Genomic DNA, 15,581 nt, shown 5'->3' with positions numbered 1-15,581 from the left:
CCTGCCTGCTGATCGCTGCAGCGCTGCCGTCCATCGCGGCCGCGCAGCCCGATGCCGCGCAGGCCACCAGGTCGAGCGTCGCGGCCGAAATCCGCGCGCAGGTCGGGGGCAAATACAAGAATTTCTATGGCCGGCGCGGCTATTGGCCGATCTGGGTCGATCAGGACCGGATCGGGCCGCAGGCCGATCCGTTGCTGGCGCTGATCGCGGATAGCGAGGCCGATGGCCTTGATCCCGACGATTATGATTCGCAGGCGCTGAAGCAGCGGATCGCGGCCGCCGGCAATGGCGATCCCAAGGCGCTGGCGCGCGCGGAGCTGGCGCTGTCGCGCGCCTTCACCGACATCGTCGCCGACATGCGCCGCCCAGCGCGCGACGTGCGGATGCGCTATCTGGACAAGGAGGTGGAGCCGCAGGAGGCCGAGCCGTCCGAGATATTGCGAATCGCCGCACTCGCCCCCTCGCTGAGCGACTATGTGCGCGATGCCGGCTGGATGAGCCCGCTCTACATGCGACTGCGCAACGCCCGCGCGCGCTATGACGCGCAATGGGCGCAATTGCCCGACCTGCCCGTGCCCGAAGGCGTGCGGATGCGGCCCGGTGGCCGCAGCGAGGCGATCGCCATGCTGCGCGAGCGGCTGGGGATGGCGGGCGGCGACGCCTATGACAAGGCGCTGGTTGCCCGCGTGAAGGCCTTTCAGGGCGATCATGGGCTGAAGCCCGATGGCGTGGCGGGCGCGATGACGATCGCTGCGCTCAACAAGGGGCCGGGCCATTATCGCCGGACGCTGGCGCTCAATCTGGAGCGGGCGCGGCTGCTGCCGGGGCCCTGGACGCGGCATGTGGTGGTCGACGCCGCCTCGGCGCAGCTCTGGTATTACAGCAAGGGCGCGCTCGACGGGTCGATGAAGGTGGTTGCCGGCACGAAGGAAACGCAGACCCCCTTCATGGCGGGGATGATCCGCTACGCGACGCTGAACCCCTATTGGAACATCCCGCCCGATCTGGTCGCGAACAAGGTCGCGCCCAAGATATTGGAGGGCGGCTCGCTCAAGGCAATGCGCTATGAGGCGCTGGCCGACTGGAGCGCCAATCCCGCCCCGCTGGCGCAAAGCGCGGTCGACTGGGATGCCGTGGCGGCGGGTCGGCAGGAAGTGCGCGTGCGCCAGCTGCCGGGCGGCAGCAACGCCATGGGGAAGGTCAAGTTCATGTTCCCCAACGACCTTGGCATCTATCTGCACGACACGCCGCAGCGAAACTTGCTGGCCAAGGACGACCGTCATTTCAGCAATGGCTGCGTGCGGCTGGAGGATGCGCAGCGGCTCGGACGATGGTTCTTCGGCGAAATGCCCAAGGCCAAGAGCGACGCGCCCGAACAGCATGTGCCGCTGCCCCAGCCGGTGCCGGTCTATCTCACCTATCTGACCGCAGTGCCAACCAAGGATGGCGTGACCTTCCTGCCCGACGTCTACGGGCGCGACGGGGATTAGCGCGGCGCGCGCCGGTCGACTTCAGTGGATGCCGGCCAGCATCCACAGGGCCATGGCGATCATCATCAGATTTTCGGTGAGCGAGACAAAGCCCAGCGGCACGTTGCTGCCGCCCCCGACACAGGCGCATTTGAGTTCGCGCTTGTCGAGATAGACCGCCTTGAACACGGACACAGCGCCGACGCCGCCGATGAACAGCGAGACCGGAATGGACAGCCAGTCGAGCAACCGCGTCAGCATCAGCATGCCCGCGCCCAGTTCCAGAAAGGGATAGGCCAGGCCATAGGGTGGCAGGCGGCGGGCGAGCAGGTCATAGTTCAGGAACATGGTGGCGAAGCGATCAACATCCTGCAGCTTCAGCATGGCGAGCAACATCATCGCGACGGCGACGACGCGCTCGATCGTCACCAGCGACAGCAGCGGCAGGAAGGTCAGCCAGTTGATCGCCAGCGCCAGCAGCGCGGCGACCGCGAAGACGGCGAGCACGGGCACATAGCTGGTGGCGTTTGGGTCCCGCACCTTGAGGCCCAGATAACGGCGCAGATCGTCATGGCCGCCGATCCGTTGCCCGTCGATGAAGGTCTGCGGCGTGGTCTTCACGTCATGCTGCGCCTTGAAGGCGTCCGTTTCCGCGCGGCTCTTGAGCCAATGATCGTCCACCTCGTAGCCATGGCGGCGGAGCAGCCAGCGCGACTTGATGCCATAGGGGCAGATGTGGCTGGGCATCACCATGCGGTACAGGCTGGCGGTCTTGCGGGGCGTATCGGCCATGGGCGCATCCTTGGGGCTTGAGGGGCGGGGATGCAGGCCCATATAGGGTCCGTACCATGGTACGGAGTCAAGACATGGGCATGACGATTTCCGGCCTCGCGCGGTCGGGCGGCGTGAATGTGGAAACAGTGCGCTATTATCAGCGGCGCGGGTTGATCGAAACGCCGCCGCGGGGCGCGGGCGTGCGCCGCTATGGCGCGCAGGATGTGCGGCGGCTGGGCTTCATCCGCTCGGCGCAGGCGGCCGGCTTCACGCTGGATCAGATCGGCGAGCTGCTGGCGCTCGACGCCGGGCAGGACCGGGCGCGGGCGCGCGAACTGGCGGCGGAGCGGATCGCCGCGCTGGACGGCAAGATCGCGGAACTGCAGGGCGCGCGCCGCGCGCTGGAGCGGCTGGCGCGGCAATGCCATGCCAGCGAGGAAGGACCATGTCCCATCATCACGGCATTCGACCGGGAGGGGCTTGCGGCGGCAGGTGACGCGCGGCAGCCGCTCGGCTAGTCTGACAGAGGCCCGAGGGAGACGCAGCCATGCCCCATTTTCTCGCCGTCTACACGATGACGCCCGAAAGCCTCGCCCGCTTCCGCGCGCTGCCCAAGGATGAACAGGATGCGGTGGACGCCGCCGGCCTGCCCGCATGGAAGGCGTGGGAAGCCGCGCACCCGCAGGCCTTGCCCGACCGCGGCGGCATGGTGGGCAAGACGATGCGCGTCACGCGCGACGGCGTGGCGCCGGCGTCGAATGACTGTTGCGGCTATGTCGTGGTCGAGGCGGACAGCATCGAAGCGGCGGCGCGCCTGTTTGAAAGCCATCCGCACTTCACCATCTTTCCGGGCGATGGCGTGGACATCATGCCCTTTCTGGCCGGTCCCGCACCCTGCTCCCCGGCGGGCTGAGCGGCTATTCCAGCCCCGCGACCAGCCCGTCGATCGCGCCCTGAAGGATATAGCTGGCGGCGAGCTTGTCGACCAGTTCGTCGCGGCGCGCGCGGCTGGCGTCGGCCTCCAGCAGGGTGCGCGTGACCGCCTGCGTCGACCAGCGCTCGTCCCACAGCAGGATCGGCAGGTTCAGGTCCGCGATATTATGCGCGAAGGCGCGGCTGGCCTGCGCGCGGGGCGATGAACTGCCGTCGAGGTTCAGCGGCAGGCCGATGACCACGCCCTTCACCTGCTGCTGCGCGATGAAGGCGGCCAGGCCGATCTTGTCCTTGCTGAACTTGCCACGCGTCACGGTGTAGGCGGGGCTGGCGATCGTCCAGCCGGCGTCGCACAGCGCCAGGCCGATCGTCTTCGTCCCCACGTCCATGCCGATCAGCCGCCCGCCAGCGGGCAGCGCCTGGCGGAAGGCCGCCCGATCCGTCGTCACCAAGGTCATGGGGCGATCCCCTGTCACGACTGGCCGGCGAAGTCACGGCTTTAGGAAAGCGGCGAGCCTTTTCTGCGCATCCTCGCGCACATTGCCCCAGAAGAGGCTATAGTCATAGACATGGTAATTGTTGCCGGGGAGGGTGAAGGGGCCCATGTCCACCGGCTCCCCGATCATCAGCACGCCGCTGGTGTCGCAGCGCGCGGGGACGATGCCGGGAACGAGCTTGGGCGGCTGGCCCTGTTCGCGCGCGTCGAGCGTACCCTTGTTGGCGCTGGCGGGCGCCTTGCCGTTGAACGCGCCGGTGATGGGGTTGGTGCAGAGCATGTGCGTGCCCTTGCGCGGGCGTCCGGTATAGCCGGTCTTGCGCTCGAAACTTTCGACCACGGCGGACGGGTCGGCGGGTTCGGCATAGCTTTGCCAGCTGACGATGCAATGCGCCTGGTCGCGGCGGGCGCAGGCGGGCAGGCCGAGCGCGGGCAGGTCGGCCTCCACCGACACCGGCCAGCCCACGACATAGGCGGCGACGATGCGGTCGGCGATCGGCTTGCCCGCAATCTCCTGTCGCAGCAATTCCAGCAGATGGCGCGACCCCTGGCTGTGCGCGGCGAGGATCAGCGGGGCTTTGGGATTGGCCCGCAGGAAGGCGGCGAAGGCCTGCCGCACATCGCCATAGGCGGCCGCCAGCGCCTTGTCCGCTTCGGGCTTCTGCGTCAGGAATGCGCCATAATTGGCCTGGCGATAACGGGGCGCCCACACCGCGCCCGCGCCGTTGAAGGCGCTGGCCTGGCTGGCGACGAAGCGGCGGGCGGTGGCGTCGGTTTCGCTGTCGTCCAGCCGCGCATTCCAGTGCGCCCCGCCAAAGGTGGTGATGTAGCTGGTGGGGTGGATGAAGAAGACGGCCGCCTGCGGGCTGGCCTGCGGATTGGCGACGCCCGCGGGCGTCCAGAGCGCCGGATTGTCCTTCACGATGTCCGGCCGGGCGATCCACATCTTCGCATCGGCATAGGCGCCCGGCGGCAGGGGCTTTAAAGGCTCGAACGGTTCGCGGGGCACCATCACCGCGCGGATCAGCGCATTGCCCCACAGGGCGTAGACTGCGCTTGCGCCGATCGTGAGGACGACCAGCGCCGCGATGACATAGAGGAATTTGCGCGCCACCCTTGTCTCTCCGCCCCGCGGGGCATGTCGCCCCTCTTCACCATCCTGTCTGGCGCAAGGACCGTGCCCGCGCAAGAGGCGCGAAAGCCGCTTGAAGCAGGGCGGTGCCGATGGTAGCGGCAGCCCATGTCGATAGACCTTCAGACCGTGAAAAAGATCGCCAGCCTGTCGCGCATTTCCGTGACGGATGCCGAGGCGGAGGCGATGGTGCCCGAACTCAACAACATCCTGGGCTGGGTGGAGCAACTGGGCGAGGTGGACGTGACCGGCGTGCAGCCGATGACCGCCGTCATCCCCAACCAGCAACGGCTGCGCGACGATGTGGTCACCGACGGCAATGTGCGCGACAAGGTGCTGGCCAATGCGCCGCAGGCCGAACATGGCTTTTTCGCGGTGCCCAAGGTGATCGAGTGACCTTTCCTGTCGCCGTTCGCCCTGCGCTGGACGAAGGGCTGCACTTCTCTTCAAGAAGGACTGGGCTTTGACAGGCTCAGCCCGAACGGGGTTAGAGTTTTGACTGATCTGACTGATCTCACCGTAGCCGACATCCGCGACGGCTTTCGCGGCGGCGACTTTTCGGCGCGCGAGGTGGCGGAGGCGTTCAACGCCAATGTCGCCGCGGCCAAGGCGCTCAACGCCTTCATCGTCGAGACGCCGGAAAAGGCGCTGGACGCGGCCGATGCCGCTGACAAGGCGAAGGCCGCGGGCGAAACGCTGGGGGCGCTTGCGGGCGTGCCCATCGGCATGAAGGACCTGTTCTGTACCCAGGGCGTGCAGACGACCGCGGCCAGCCACATGCTGGAGGGCTTCACGCCCACTTATGAATCGACCGTGTCGGGCAAGCTGTGGGCGGCGGGCGCGGGCATGCTGGGCAAGCTCAACCTCGACCAGTTCGCCATGGGATCGTCGAACGAGACCAGCTATTATGGCAATGTGATCTCGCCCTGGCGGCGCAAGGATGGCGGCAACGCCGCGCTGGCGCCGGGTGGCTCCTCGGGCGGGTCGTCCTCGGCCATTGCCGCGCGGCTCTGCCCGGCGGCGACCGGCACCGATACCGGCGGGTCGATCCGCCAGCCCGCCGCCTTCACCGGCATTTCGGGCATCAAGCCGACCTATGGCCGCTGCTCGCGCTGGGGCATCGTGGCCTTCGCCTCGTCGCTCGACCAAGCCGGGCCGATGGCGCGCACAGTGCGCGACAATGCGATCCTGCTGGAAGTCATGTCGGGCTTCGACCCCAAGGATTCGACCTCGCTCGACCTGGCCGTGCCCCAGTGGGAAGCCAATCTGTCGAGCGACCTCAAGGGCAAGACGGTCGGCATTCCCAGGGAGTATCGCCCCGATGGGCTGAACGCCGAAATCTCCGCCATGTGGGATCGCGGCATCGAATGGCTGAAGGACGCTGGCGCCGAAGTGGTGGAGGTGTCTCTGCCGCATACAAAGTACGCGCTGCCGACCTATTATATCATCGCGCCGGCCGAAGCCTCGTCCAACCTCGCTCGCTATGACGGCGTGCGTTACGGCCAGCGCGATCTGCCCGATGGGGCGGGGTTGCAGGATATGTATGCCGCCACCCGCGCTGCCGGCTTCGGGCCGGAAGTGAAGCGTCGCATCATGATCGGCACCTATGTGCTGTCGGCCGGCTTCTACGACGCCTATTATACCCAGGCGCAGAAGGTGCGGGCACTGATCGCGCGTGATTTCGAGCTGGCGTTCGAAAAGTGCGACCTGCTGCTGACGCCGACCGCACCGAGCGCCGCCTTTGCCTTGGGCGAGAAGCAAGCCGATCCGCTGGCCATGTATCTGAACGACGTCTTCACCGTGCCCGCCTCGCTGGCCGGGCTGCCGGCGATGGCGGTGCCGGGCGGGCTGGACTCGGCGGGGTTGCCGATCGGCCTCCAGGTGATCGGCAAGGCGCTGGACGAGCAGACCGTGCTCAACGCTTCGCTGGCGATCGAGGAGCGGGCTGGCTTCACCGCGCGGCCGGAGAAGTGGTGGTAAGATGATCTACACTTGGGATCAGGTCATTGCGTGGCTAGGACTGGTTTTGCCACTGACAGCTATAGCTTGGTCAGCAACGCAACACGTTCGGAATGAGCGTCGGAAGCAAGCGCATGAGCAGTTCGAAAAATTCCGGGCTTTGACTATTAGGTTAGGCGAACCAAACAAATATGGGTTCGAAACTGGTGCGATCATCAACGAATTGAGAAAATTTCCAGAGCGGAGAGACTACATCAAGCGGATGTTTCAGCACTTCCCAGTGAGCGGCCCAGATGCAAATTTTCTCGCTGCGGAAATACACGACACGTTGAGGCACTTGGAGCGATAATATGACTGAATCAACCTATCGCATCCAGGGCGCAACCGGCGAGTGGGAGGTCGTGATCGGCCTGGAGGTCCATGCGCAGGTGACGTCGAATGCCAAGCTCTTTTCTGGCGCGGCGACGGCCTTCGGCGCGGAGCCCAATACGCAGGTCTCGCTGGTCGACGCGGCGATGCCCGGCATGCTGCCCGTGCCCAACCGCGAGTGCATTCGTCAGGCGGTGCGCACCGGCATGGCGATCGACGCGCAGATCAACAAATGGTCGCGCTTCGACCGCAAGAATTATTTCTATGCCGATCTGCCGCAGGGCTATCAGATCAGCCAGCTCTACCACCCGATCGTGGGCGAGGGGCAGATCGAGATCGTGCTGGACGAGAAGAACCCCGAGGCCAGCACCAAGGTGATCGGCGTCGAGCGCATCCATGTCGAGCAGGATGCGGGCAAGCTGATGCATGACCAGCATCCCACCAGCTCTTATGTCGATCTCAACCGGTCGGGCGTGGCGCTGATGGAGATCGTGTCGAAGCCGGACATGCGCTCGCCCGCCGAGGCCGGCGCCTATCTGTCGAAGCTGCGGACTATCCTGCGATATGTCGGGTCGTGCGATGGCAATATGGACCAGGGCTCGATGCGCGCCGACGTGAACGTGTCGGTCCGCCGGCCCGGCGAGCCGTTCGGTACGCGCACCGAGACGAAGAATGTCAATTCGGTCCGCTTCGTCATGGCCGTGGTCGAGCATGAGGCGAGCCGCCAGGTCGACGTGCTGGAATCCGGCGGCACGGTGGTGCAGGAAACGCGCCTCTACGACCCCGATCGCAACGAGACACGCTCGATGCGGTCGAAGGAAGATGCGCATGACTATCGCTACTTCCCCGACCCCGACCTGCTGCCGCTGGAGCTGGACGACGCCTTTCTGGAGGAATGCCGCCAGTCGCTGCCCGAACTGCCCGACGTCAAGCGCAAGCGCTACGAGCAGGGGCTGGGCCTGTCCGCCTATAATGCCGCGACGCTGACGGCCGACGCCGACACGGCGCGCTGGTTCGAGGCGCTGCTGGCCGAAGGCGCGCGCATCCAGAAGAAGAGCGAGGGCGAAGTCGCCAAGGCGTCGGCCAACTGGCTGCTGTCGGAACTCTATGGCGCGCTGAACCGGCTCGGCAAGAGCCTGGAGGAAAGCCCCGTCAGCCCCGAGGAAGGCGCGGAGCTGCTGGCGCTGGTGGCCGATGGCACGATCAGCGGCACGATCGCCAAGCAGGTGTTCGAGATCATGCTCGAAACCGGCGAGCGGCCTGCGGCCATCGTTGAGGAAAAGGGCCTGAAGCAGACGTCCGACACCGGCGCGATCGAGGCGGTGGTGGCCGATGTGCTGGCCCGAAACGCCGACAAGGTCGCGCAATATAAGGGCGGCAAGGAAGCCTTGTTCGGCTTCTTCGTCGGCCAGACGATGAAGGCGATGCAGGGCAAGGCCAATCCCCAGATCGTCAACGAACTGGTGAAGAAGGGGCTGGCCTGAGCCGGCCCCGCCTGCTTGGCATGTGCGTGCTTTTGCGCGAGCCTGTGCAAGGCAACGGCGGACCTCGCCTCTATGCGGTCTCATGGATCAAGATCCATGCGCTGCGCGGTGCGGCTCCCAACGTGGCGATTCCCGGTTCTGCCGCCGCGAGTCGATGGCAAGATGATAATCGGCAGCTGGGTGCGCATCCGCATTGATTACAATCGCCGCGTCGCGCCTGCCGGCGGCTAACGGGGCCAATGGTTCGCAGCCGGCCCGCGCGCCCGTTTCGTCACGCGCCTAGGCTTGCCTAGGATGAACGGGAGGCGAAGCGATGCAGATAGCGATCCTGACCTTTGACGGCTTCAACGAACAGGACAGTTTCGTCGCGCTGTCGCTGCTCAATCGCGTGAAGGGCTGGCGTGCGATGATCTGCGCGCCGGGTGAGACCGTCACGTCGATGAACGGGGTCATCGTGACGCCCGGTATCGGGCTGGATGTCCTTCCGGAGATGGACATCATTCTGGTCGGCAGCGGCGTGCGGACTCGTGCGGTCGCGGCGGACGCAGCGCTGATGGCGCGGCTTGCGTTCGACCCTGCGCGGCAACTGATCGGCGCGCAATGTTCCGGCGCGCTGGTGCTGGCCGCGATGGGGCTGCTGCAGGACGTGCCGGTCTGCACCGATAGCACCAGCCGGCCCTGGGCGGAGGAGGCGGGCGTCCGCGTGATCGAAGCGCCATTTCACGCGTCCGCCAATGTCGCCACGGCGGGTGGATGCATGGCAGCCTATTATCTGGCCGCCTGGGCGATCGCGCGCGGGGCAGGAGAAGAGGAGGCGCGGGCGGTGATCGACTATGTCGCGCCGGTCGGCGAAAAGGCGGAGACGGTCGCGCGCGTCATGGGCATTGTGACGCCTTTCCTGCCGGTCATGGCCTAATCGTTGGTGGCTTGTGGGGAACAGCGCATGTTGAGCGCCAAGGCAGGCTAAGGGATCGCGCCTCTTCCCGTTCCAACACGCCCCAGGGCCATGCAGCCAAAAAAGAAGGGCGCCCGGCGGACCGGACGCCCTTTCGCTTGGGAGGCGCAATCGGCTCAGGCCTTGTAAACCTTTTCCACGGCGGCGCGGAACTTGGCCATATCCTCGGCCGATCCCACCGTAACGCGCGAAACGGTGGGCCAGATCGCCCAGTTGCGGCCGATCTGCACCTTTTCCGGTGTGTTCAGCATCGCCGTCTGCATCTCCTTGGCGGGCTTTTTCCAATCCATCATGAACATGTTGGCCTCGCTGCCCGTCTGGACGTCGATCCCCTTCTTCGTGAGCCAGGCGATTGTCTCTTCGCGGTTGGCGATCATTTCCTCGCGGCGCGCCTTGATCAGCGACGCTTCGGGATAGACCGCGTTGCCGCAGGCCATGGCGGTGATGGACAGGCCACCGGCGGTCGGGCCGAAAAGCATGATCCGCTTCTGCAGCTCGGGATCGGCGAAGGTGAGGCCCAGGCGCACGCCCGCCATGCCGAACAGCTTGGAGAAGGTGCGCATGACGATCAGATCCTTGCGACCTGCGACCAGCTTTGCCGCGCTCGGCGCTTCGGAGAAGTGGATATAGGCTTCATCGACCAGCAGCATCGAATCCTTGGGCTTGTTGGCGAGCAGCCATTCGATGTCGGCGAGCGGCGTGATCGTGCCGGTCGGATTGTTGGGCGTGCAGATATAATAAAGGCCCGCATTGGGATTGGCTGCCAGCATCGCCTTGACGTCATGGCCCGCGCCCGGCGCCTGCGGCGCCTTTGCGATCGGCGCCTTGAGATAGTCGGCCGTCCGCCAGGCCGATTCGAAGGTCGGATCGGCGGTCACCAGTCCCTTGGTGGGCGAGCAGAAGGCGGCGACGGTGCTGACCAGCGGGCCGCCCGAACCCGGCCAGAGCATGACATGGCTTTCGGGGATGCCTTCCACCGAGGCCACGGTCTTGACCAATTCGCCGCGATAATTGTCGGGATCATACCAGTTGCCGAGCGATGCGGCCTTGGCAGCGGCGTCGACGCCCGACTGGAAGGGGCCGGTCCAGCATTCGTTCGACCCGATGCGCACCGCGCCCGCGACGCCGCGGGCGGCCTGCTGCTGCGCCTGGGCCGCCCCGCCCAGCAACGAACTGGCGGCGACGCCCGCGCCGACCAGCGCGGCGACTTCGGCCAGTTGGCGGCGCGAATAGCCGCGGTCCATCAGGTCTTCCCTGGCATCCTTGTTCAGCATCATGGTCATGTCGTCCGTCCCCGTTCTGCAAGAAACACACACAGGAGAAAGACGAAGCGGCGACACATTTCCGCAATGTGCCGCCGCCCGATACCGATTTTATTTTGCATTGTTGAAGCGAGCTTGCGTCAGGCCTTCCAGACCTTGTCCACCGCTGCGTTGAACGCCTCCATTTCCGCCATCGATCCGACCGAGACGCGCGAGACATTGGGCCAGATCGGCCAGTTGCGGCCGATCTGCACATTTTCGACGAGGATGGCAGCCTGCATATCCTTGGCGGGCTTGCCCCAATCGACCATGAACATGTTCGCCTCGCTGCCGGGGATCACCTTCAGCCCCTTGGCCTTGAGGTGATCTACAGCCTTGGCGCGGGCGGCGACCATCTCGGCCCGGCGCGCCTTGATGAGGTCCGCCTGCGCGACCGACACCGTGCCGCAGGCGACCGCGGTCATGGGCAGCATCGCGGTGACCTGGCCGCCATCATAGCGCATCATCTTTTCCATCAGCGTCGGGCTGGCGAAGGTAAGGCCCAGGCGCATGCCCGCCATGCCGAACAATTTGGAGAAGGTGCGCAGGATCAACACGTCATCGCGCGAAGCGGCCAGTTTGGCGGCGTTGGGGCCGTCATACCAATGAATATAGGCTTCATCGACGACCAGGATCGAACCCTTGGGCTTGTTGTTGGCCAGCCATTCGATGTCTGCCAGTGGCGTCACCGTGCCGGTCGGGTTGTTGGGCGAGCAGATATAATAGACGCCCGCATTGGGATCGGCGGCCAGCATCGCCTTCACATCATGGCGATAATCGCTGGTGAGCGGCACCTTGGTGACCTTCGCGCCCAGCCAGTCGCCAGTGCGCCAGATCGCCTCATAGGTCGGGTTCGCGGTGACGATGCCGCGCGTGGGCGAGGCATAGGCGACCGCGACGCGGCTCAGCGGGTCGGACGATCCCGGCCATGCGGTGACATGGTCGGCCGGAATGCCCTCCACGGCGGACACGGCGGCGAACAATTTCTGATGCTCATCGTCCGGCTCGTAGCGATTGCCCTCGTTCACCAGCTTGTAGGCGGCTTCTGCCGCCACCGGGAAGGGACCGGTCCAGCATTCGTTGGCGCCGATGCGCACGGCGCCTTCGACCGGCTTGGCCGCCTGCTGCGCCGCAGCCCCCGTCACACGCAGCGTCGCCGTCGCCGCGCCCAGCAGCGCGGCCGCCTTCGCCAGTTGGCGGCGCGAATAGCCGCGGTCGATGAGATCCTGTTCGAAATGCGTCATGTCGGGTTGCGTCGCCATGGTCCTGTCTCCCTGCCGGCCCGTGCGTGAAAGGCCGCTCATCCCGTTGGACGAATGTACAGAATGTTTCCGCCATGCAAATGGCCTGGCTTGCAGGCGGCGCAGCTTTTTTTGCCGCCTCTGCCACGCATGAATCTTGGAAGTCGCAAGAGCAATCTGTTAGCGCTTGTCCATGCCCACGACGCCCGCCGCCGCCGCCCGCCAGATCCTTGTCCTGCTGCAGGAGGTGATGGCGTCGCGCAACAGCGCGCAGGCGAAACTGAACAAGGTGGTGGAGATCATCGGGCAGTCGCTCTCGAGCGAGGTCTGCTCCATCTATCTGGTGCGCGAAGGCGTGCTGGAACTCTTTGCGACGCGCGGCCTGAAGCAGGAGGCGGTGCATGTCACGCGCATGGCGATGGGCGAGGGGCTGGTGGGCCTGATCGCCACCAACGTCGAGACGCTGAACCTGGACGAAGCGGCGGCGCATCCCGATTTCTCCTATCGCCCCGAAACCGGCGAGGACCGGTTCCACAGCTTCGCCGGCGTGCCGATCGTACGGCGCGAGCGCGCGATCGGCGTCCTGTGCGTGCAGCATGTGGAGCCGCGCCGGTATGAAGAGGTCGAGATCGAGGCGTTGCAGACGGTCGCCATGGTGTTGTCCGAATTGATCGCCAATGCGGAACTGGCCGACGACGGTCCGGCGGACGCGCGGGTCGCGGAGACCGGCACGACCATGTTGCACGGGTTGCAGCTGGTCATGGGGATGGCGCGCGGCCACGCCGTCTTCCATCAGCCGCGCATCCATGTCGAACATACGGTGGCGGAAGATACCGAGGCCGAGCGGCAGCGCGTCATTTCCGCCTTCGCCAAGATGCGCGAGCAGATCGACCGCATGACCGGCGCGGCCGAATTCGGGACCGAAGGCGAGCATCAGGAGGTGCTCGAAACCTACAAGATGTTCGCCTATGACGAAGGCTGGATCCGGCGCATCAATGAGGCGATCGACAGCGGGCTGACCGCCGAGGCCGCGATCGAGCGCGTGCAGCAGCGTACGCGGATGCGGATGCGGCAGATCGACGATCCGCTGCTGCAGGACCGGATGCACGATCTGGAGGACATGGCCAATCGCTTGCTGCGCATCGTGTCGGGGCAGCTGGGCACCGCGGCGCAGTTGGGGCTGCGGCAGGACGCCATCCTGATCGCGCGCAACCTGGGGCCGGCCGAGTTGCTGGAATATGACCGGCGGCGGTTGAAGGGCGTGATCCTGGAGGAAGGATCGCTGACCGCTCATGTCACCATCGTCGCGCGCGCCATGGGCGTGCCGGTGCTGGGGCGGGTCAGGGACGTGCGCCACCAGCTGAACGAAGGCGACCTCATCCTGATGGACGTGGCCGAGAATACGCTGTTGATCCGCCCGAGCGCCGACATGGACGAGGCGTTTGAGAACAAGCTGCATGTGACGCAGAAGCGCCGGGCCGAATTCGCTGCGATGCGCGACTTGCCGTCCGTCACCACCGACGGGCAGCGGATCGAGTTGATGGTCAATGCCGGCCTGCGCGAGGACGCGCAGGCGCTGGACCTTGTCGGCGCGGACGGCATCGGCCTGTTCCGCACCGAATTTCAGTTTCTGGTGTCCGCAACCCTGCCGCAGCGGGAAAAGCAGCAGCGGCTTTACAAGGATGTGCTGGATGCGGCGGGCGATCGTCCGGTCATCTTTCGCACGGTCGACATCGGCGGCGACAAGGCATTGCCCTATATGCAGCGCGATGGCGAGGAGCTGGAGGATAATCCGGCGATGGGCTGGCGCGCGCTGCGGCTGGCTCTGGAGCGTGATGCACTGATGAAGGCACAGGCGCGCGCGCTGCTGGAGGCGAGCGCGGGCAAGGTGCTGAACATCATGTTCCCGATGGTGTCCGAACCCTGGGAATATGAGCAAGCGCGCGCCCTGGTCGAGCATCAGCGCGACTGGCTGCAGGGGCAGAAGAAGAAGCTGCCGATCGCCGTCAAATATGGCGCGATGCTGGAAGTGCCGGCGCTTGCCGAGGTGCTGGACCTGCTGCTGCCGCGCATCGACTTCCTGTCGATCGGCACCAATGATCTGACTCAGTTCCTGTTCGCGGCGGATCGTGCGCATCCAAAGCTCGCCGAACGCTATGACTGGCTGAGCATCGCCATTCTGCGCTTCCTGGATCGGGTGGTGCGGGCCTGCGCGACGCACCAAGTGCCGGTCGGCGTCTGCGGCGAAATGGGCGGGCGGACGCTGGAGGCGATGGCGCTGATCGGCCTCGGCATCCGGCGCCTGTCGATCACACCTGCATCGGTCGGCCCGGTCAAGGCGATGATCCGCGCGATCGACGCCAGCGCATTGCAGATGATGATGCGCGAATGGCTGAATGACGGGGTGCTGGACATCCGTGCGCGGCTGACGCAATGGGCGGTCGAGCGGGGTGTCGAACTGAGTTGAAACGGCGGCAGCGGCGTTGACAATGCCCGTCCCGCAATGAGACAAGGCCGACCACCAAAGGTCGCGGAGCAGCATGGCAGAAGAACCAGAAGTCGAACCCGGCGCGACGCCGGTGGAAGAAACGCAACCCAGCACCCCCGGGGCGAAGCTGCGCGCCGCCCGCGAGGCGCAAGGCCTGTCCCTGCAGGATGTCGCCACCCGCACACGCATCGCGCAGCGCCAGCTGGAAGCGGTCGAGCGCGACGATTATGGCGCGCTGCCCGGCATCCCCTATGCGGTCGGCTTTGCGCGCGCCTACGCCCGGGCCGTCGATCTGGATGAGGTCGTGATCGCGGCGGAAGTGCGCGAAGCGGTGCATGGATCCGACCTTGGCGCCAATCGCTATGAGGCGTTCGAACCCGCCGATCCCGCGCGTGTGCCGTCGCGCACGCTGGCCTGGACGCTGGCGGCCATCGTGCTGCTGCTGATCGGGGGCTACATCATCTGGCGGACGCAATTGTTCACCCCGCCGACCAGCGAGGAAATCGCTGCGCAGGCGCCCGCCCGACCCGCCGCGCGTCCGGCCGGCGTCACGGCGCCCGCCGCGCCGGTGCCGCAGACGGTCGTCTTCACCGCCGTCGACGACGTGTGGCTGCGCATCGTCGATGAAGCCGGCGAGCGGCTGAAGGACGGCATGATGAAAAAGGGCGAGCAGTTCACGCTGCCGGCGGGCGCACGCAATCCGACCATATTGACCGGCCGCCCGCAGGCATTGAGCGTGACCGTCGGTGGCAAGCCGGTCGCGCCGCTGGACGAGGCCGATCGCACCATCGCCGATGTTCCGGTCAGCGCCGAAGCGCTGGTGGCGCGTGGCGCTGCTGCGGCCGGAGCGCAGGCAGCGCCTGCAGCGGGTCAGGCTATGCCGGCATCGGCTCCGGCAAACTGACCGCAGCGCAGGTCCCGCTTTACCGCAGGAAATAAGGCTATATGGTTAAGGCGGGCAGCGGCCGTTTCGAGCGGGG

14 protein-coding genes are annotated in these 15,581 nt (G+C 66.0%); 9 read left to right on the top strand and 5 right to left on the bottom strand.

What is annotated here, in order from left to right; translation table 11 throughout:
- The first annotated feature begins 5 nt into the window (after window positions 1-5).
- Window positions 6-1,490 (top strand): murein L,D-transpeptidase, encoded by a 1,485-nt coding sequence (locus ACGGKE_RS06800; protein WP_394441784.1) that lies wholly within the window; start codon window positions 6-8, stop codon window positions 1,488-1,490.
- 21 nt (window positions 1,491-1,511) lie between these two features.
- On the opposite strand, the gene ACGGKE_RS06795 is transcribed toward ACGGKE_RS06800, so the two are convergent.
- Window positions 1,512-2,261, bottom strand: coding sequence for a MauE/DoxX family redox-associated membrane protein (locus tag ACGGKE_RS06795; protein ID WP_394441286.1), 750 nt, complete (start codon window positions 2,259-2,261; stop codon window positions 1,512-1,514).
- A 74-nt stretch (window positions 2,262-2,335) separates the two neighbouring features.
- On the opposite strand from ACGGKE_RS06795, the gene ACGGKE_RS06790 reads away from it, so the two are divergent.
- Both ACGGKE_RS06790 and ACGGKE_RS06785 read left to right on the top strand, forming a co-directional pair.
- Window positions 2,336-2,761: a MerR family transcriptional regulator gene (locus tag ACGGKE_RS06790; RefSeq protein ID WP_394441284.1), complete on the top strand. Its 426-nt coding sequence runs from the start codon at window positions 2,336-2,338 to the stop codon at window positions 2,759-2,761.
- A gap of 29 nt (window positions 2,762-2,790) precedes the next feature.
- Window positions 2,791-3,156, top strand: coding sequence for a hypothetical protein (locus ACGGKE_RS06785; protein WP_394441282.1), 366 nt, complete (start codon window positions 2,791-2,793; stop codon window positions 3,154-3,156).
- Window positions 3,157-3,160: 4 nt separating this feature from the next.
- Here ACGGKE_RS06785 and ruvX read toward each other — a convergent pair whose 3' ends face one another.
- The gene (gene ruvX, locus ACGGKE_RS06780) at window positions 3,161-3,634 is read right to left on the bottom strand and encodes a Holliday junction resolvase RuvX (protein ID WP_394441280.1); all 474 of its coding nucleotides are present in this window, start codon (window positions 3,632-3,634) and stop codon (window positions 3,161-3,163) included.
- A gap of 33 nt (window positions 3,635-3,667) precedes the next feature.
- Entirely contained in the window at window positions 3,668-4,786 is a 1,119-nt protein-coding gene (locus ACGGKE_RS06775) for a DUF3089 domain-containing protein (RefSeq protein WP_394441277.1), read from the bottom strand.
- A 126-nt stretch (window positions 4,787-4,912) separates the two neighbouring features.
- Between ACGGKE_RS06775 and gatC the strand changes: the two genes are divergently transcribed.
- The 4 genes from gatC to ACGGKE_RS06755 all read left to right on the top strand — a co-directional run bounded on the left by gatC (window position 4,913) and on the right by ACGGKE_RS06755 (window position 9,532).
- Complete coding sequence (gene gatC, locus ACGGKE_RS06770; protein WP_228167671.1) at window positions 4,913-5,200, top strand: Asp-tRNA(Asn)/Glu-tRNA(Gln) amidotransferase subunit GatC; 288 nt, start codon at window positions 4,913-4,915, stop codon at window positions 5,198-5,200.
- A 99-nt stretch (window positions 5,201-5,299) separates the two neighbouring features.
- Window positions 5,300-6,784: an Asp-tRNA(Asn)/Glu-tRNA(Gln) amidotransferase subunit GatA gene (gene gatA / locus ACGGKE_RS06765; RefSeq protein ID WP_394441274.1), complete on the top strand. Its 1,485-nt coding sequence runs from the start codon at window positions 5,300-5,302 to the stop codon at window positions 6,782-6,784.
- 329 nt (window positions 6,785-7,113) lie between these two features.
- Window positions 7,114-8,616 (top strand): Asp-tRNA(Asn)/Glu-tRNA(Gln) amidotransferase subunit GatB, encoded by a 1,503-nt coding sequence (gene gatB / locus ACGGKE_RS06760; RefSeq protein WP_394441271.1) that lies wholly within the window; start codon window positions 7,114-7,116, stop codon window positions 8,614-8,616.
- Between the two features lie 313 nt (window positions 8,617-8,929).
- On the top strand, window positions 8,930-9,532 hold the full coding sequence (locus tag ACGGKE_RS06755) for a DJ-1/PfpI family protein (RefSeq protein ID WP_394441269.1): 603 nt from the start codon (window positions 8,930-8,932) through the stop codon (window positions 9,530-9,532).
- 155 nt (window positions 9,533-9,687) lie between these two features.
- Here the strand turns inward: ACGGKE_RS06755 and ACGGKE_RS06750 are convergent, their stop codons facing one another.
- Together ACGGKE_RS06750 and ACGGKE_RS06745 are read right to left on the bottom strand one after the other, a co-directional pair.
- Window positions 9,688-10,854, bottom strand: a complete 1,167-nt coding sequence (locus tag ACGGKE_RS06750; protein ID WP_394441267.1) for a pyridoxal phosphate-dependent aminotransferase — start codon at window positions 10,852-10,854, stop codon at window positions 9,688-9,690.
- Window positions 10,855-10,973: 119 nt separating this feature from the next.
- Window positions 10,974-12,134, bottom strand: a complete 1,161-nt coding sequence (locus ACGGKE_RS06745; RefSeq protein ID WP_394441264.1) for a pyridoxal phosphate-dependent aminotransferase — start codon at window positions 12,132-12,134, stop codon at window positions 10,974-10,976.
- A gap of 172 nt (window positions 12,135-12,306) precedes the next feature.
- Here ACGGKE_RS06745 and ptsP point away from each other — a divergent pair, with 172 nt between their 5' ends.
- Window positions 12,307-14,580, top strand: a complete 2,274-nt coding sequence (gene ptsP / locus ACGGKE_RS06740; protein ID WP_394441261.1) for a phosphoenolpyruvate--protein phosphotransferase — start codon at window positions 12,307-12,309, stop codon at window positions 14,578-14,580.
- Window positions 14,581-14,653: 73 nt separating this feature from the next.
- Complete coding sequence (locus tag ACGGKE_RS06735) at window positions 14,654-15,505, top strand: helix-turn-helix domain-containing protein (protein WP_394441257.1); 852 nt, start codon at window positions 14,654-14,656, stop codon at window positions 15,503-15,505.
- Window positions 15,506-15,581: the final 76 nt, after the last annotated feature.

Source organism: Sphingobium naphthae, from assembly GCF_043589935.1.
Classification (GTDB): Bacteria; Pseudomonadota; Alphaproteobacteria; order Sphingomonadales; family Sphingomonadaceae; genus Sphingobium; species Sphingobium naphthae_A.
The sequence above is the reverse complement of the archived record's forward strand: the minus strand, read 5'-3'. Positions and strand labels throughout refer to the sequence as shown.

Excerpts from the sequence above, each read along its gene's own strand:
- ACGGKE_RS06745 (WP_394441264.1), bottom strand. The coding sequence starts at position 12,134 with ATGGCGACGCAACCCGACATGACGCATTTCGAACAGGATCTCATCGAC.
- ACGGKE_RS06735 (WP_394441257.1), top strand. The coding sequence starts at position 14,654 with ATGGCAGAAGAACCAGAAGTCGAACCCGGCGCGACGCCGGTGGAAGAA.
- ptsP (WP_394441261.1), top strand. The coding sequence starts at position 12,307 with ATGCCCACGACGCCCGCCGCCGCCGCCCGCCAGATCCTTGTCCTGCTG.
- ACGGKE_RS06795 (WP_394441286.1), bottom strand. The coding sequence starts at position 2,261 with ATGGCCGATACGCCCCGCAAGACCGCCAGCCTGTACCGCATGGTGATG.
- ruvX (WP_394441280.1), bottom strand. The coding sequence starts at position 3,634 with ATGACCTTGGTGACGACGGATCGGGCGGCCTTCCGCCAGGCGCTGCCC.
- ACGGKE_RS06790 (WP_394441284.1), top strand. The coding sequence starts at position 2,336 with ATGGGCATGACGATTTCCGGCCTCGCGCGGTCGGGCGGCGTGAATGTG.
- ACGGKE_RS06755 (WP_394441269.1), top strand. The coding sequence starts at position 8,930 with ATGCAGATAGCGATCCTGACCTTTGACGGCTTCAACGAACAGGACAGT.
- gatC (WP_228167671.1), top strand. The coding sequence starts at position 4,913 with ATGTCGATAGACCTTCAGACCGTGAAAAAGATCGCCAGCCTGTCGCGC.
- ACGGKE_RS06785 (WP_394441282.1), top strand. The coding sequence starts at position 2,791 with ATGCCCCATTTTCTCGCCGTCTACACGATGACGCCCGAAAGCCTCGCC.
- gatB (WP_394441271.1), top strand. The coding sequence starts at position 7,114 with ATGACTGAATCAACCTATCGCATCCAGGGCGCAACCGGCGAGTGGGAG.
- ACGGKE_RS06750 (WP_394441267.1), bottom strand. The coding sequence starts at position 10,854 with ATGACCATGATGCTGAACAAGGATGCCAGGGAAGACCTGATGGACCGC.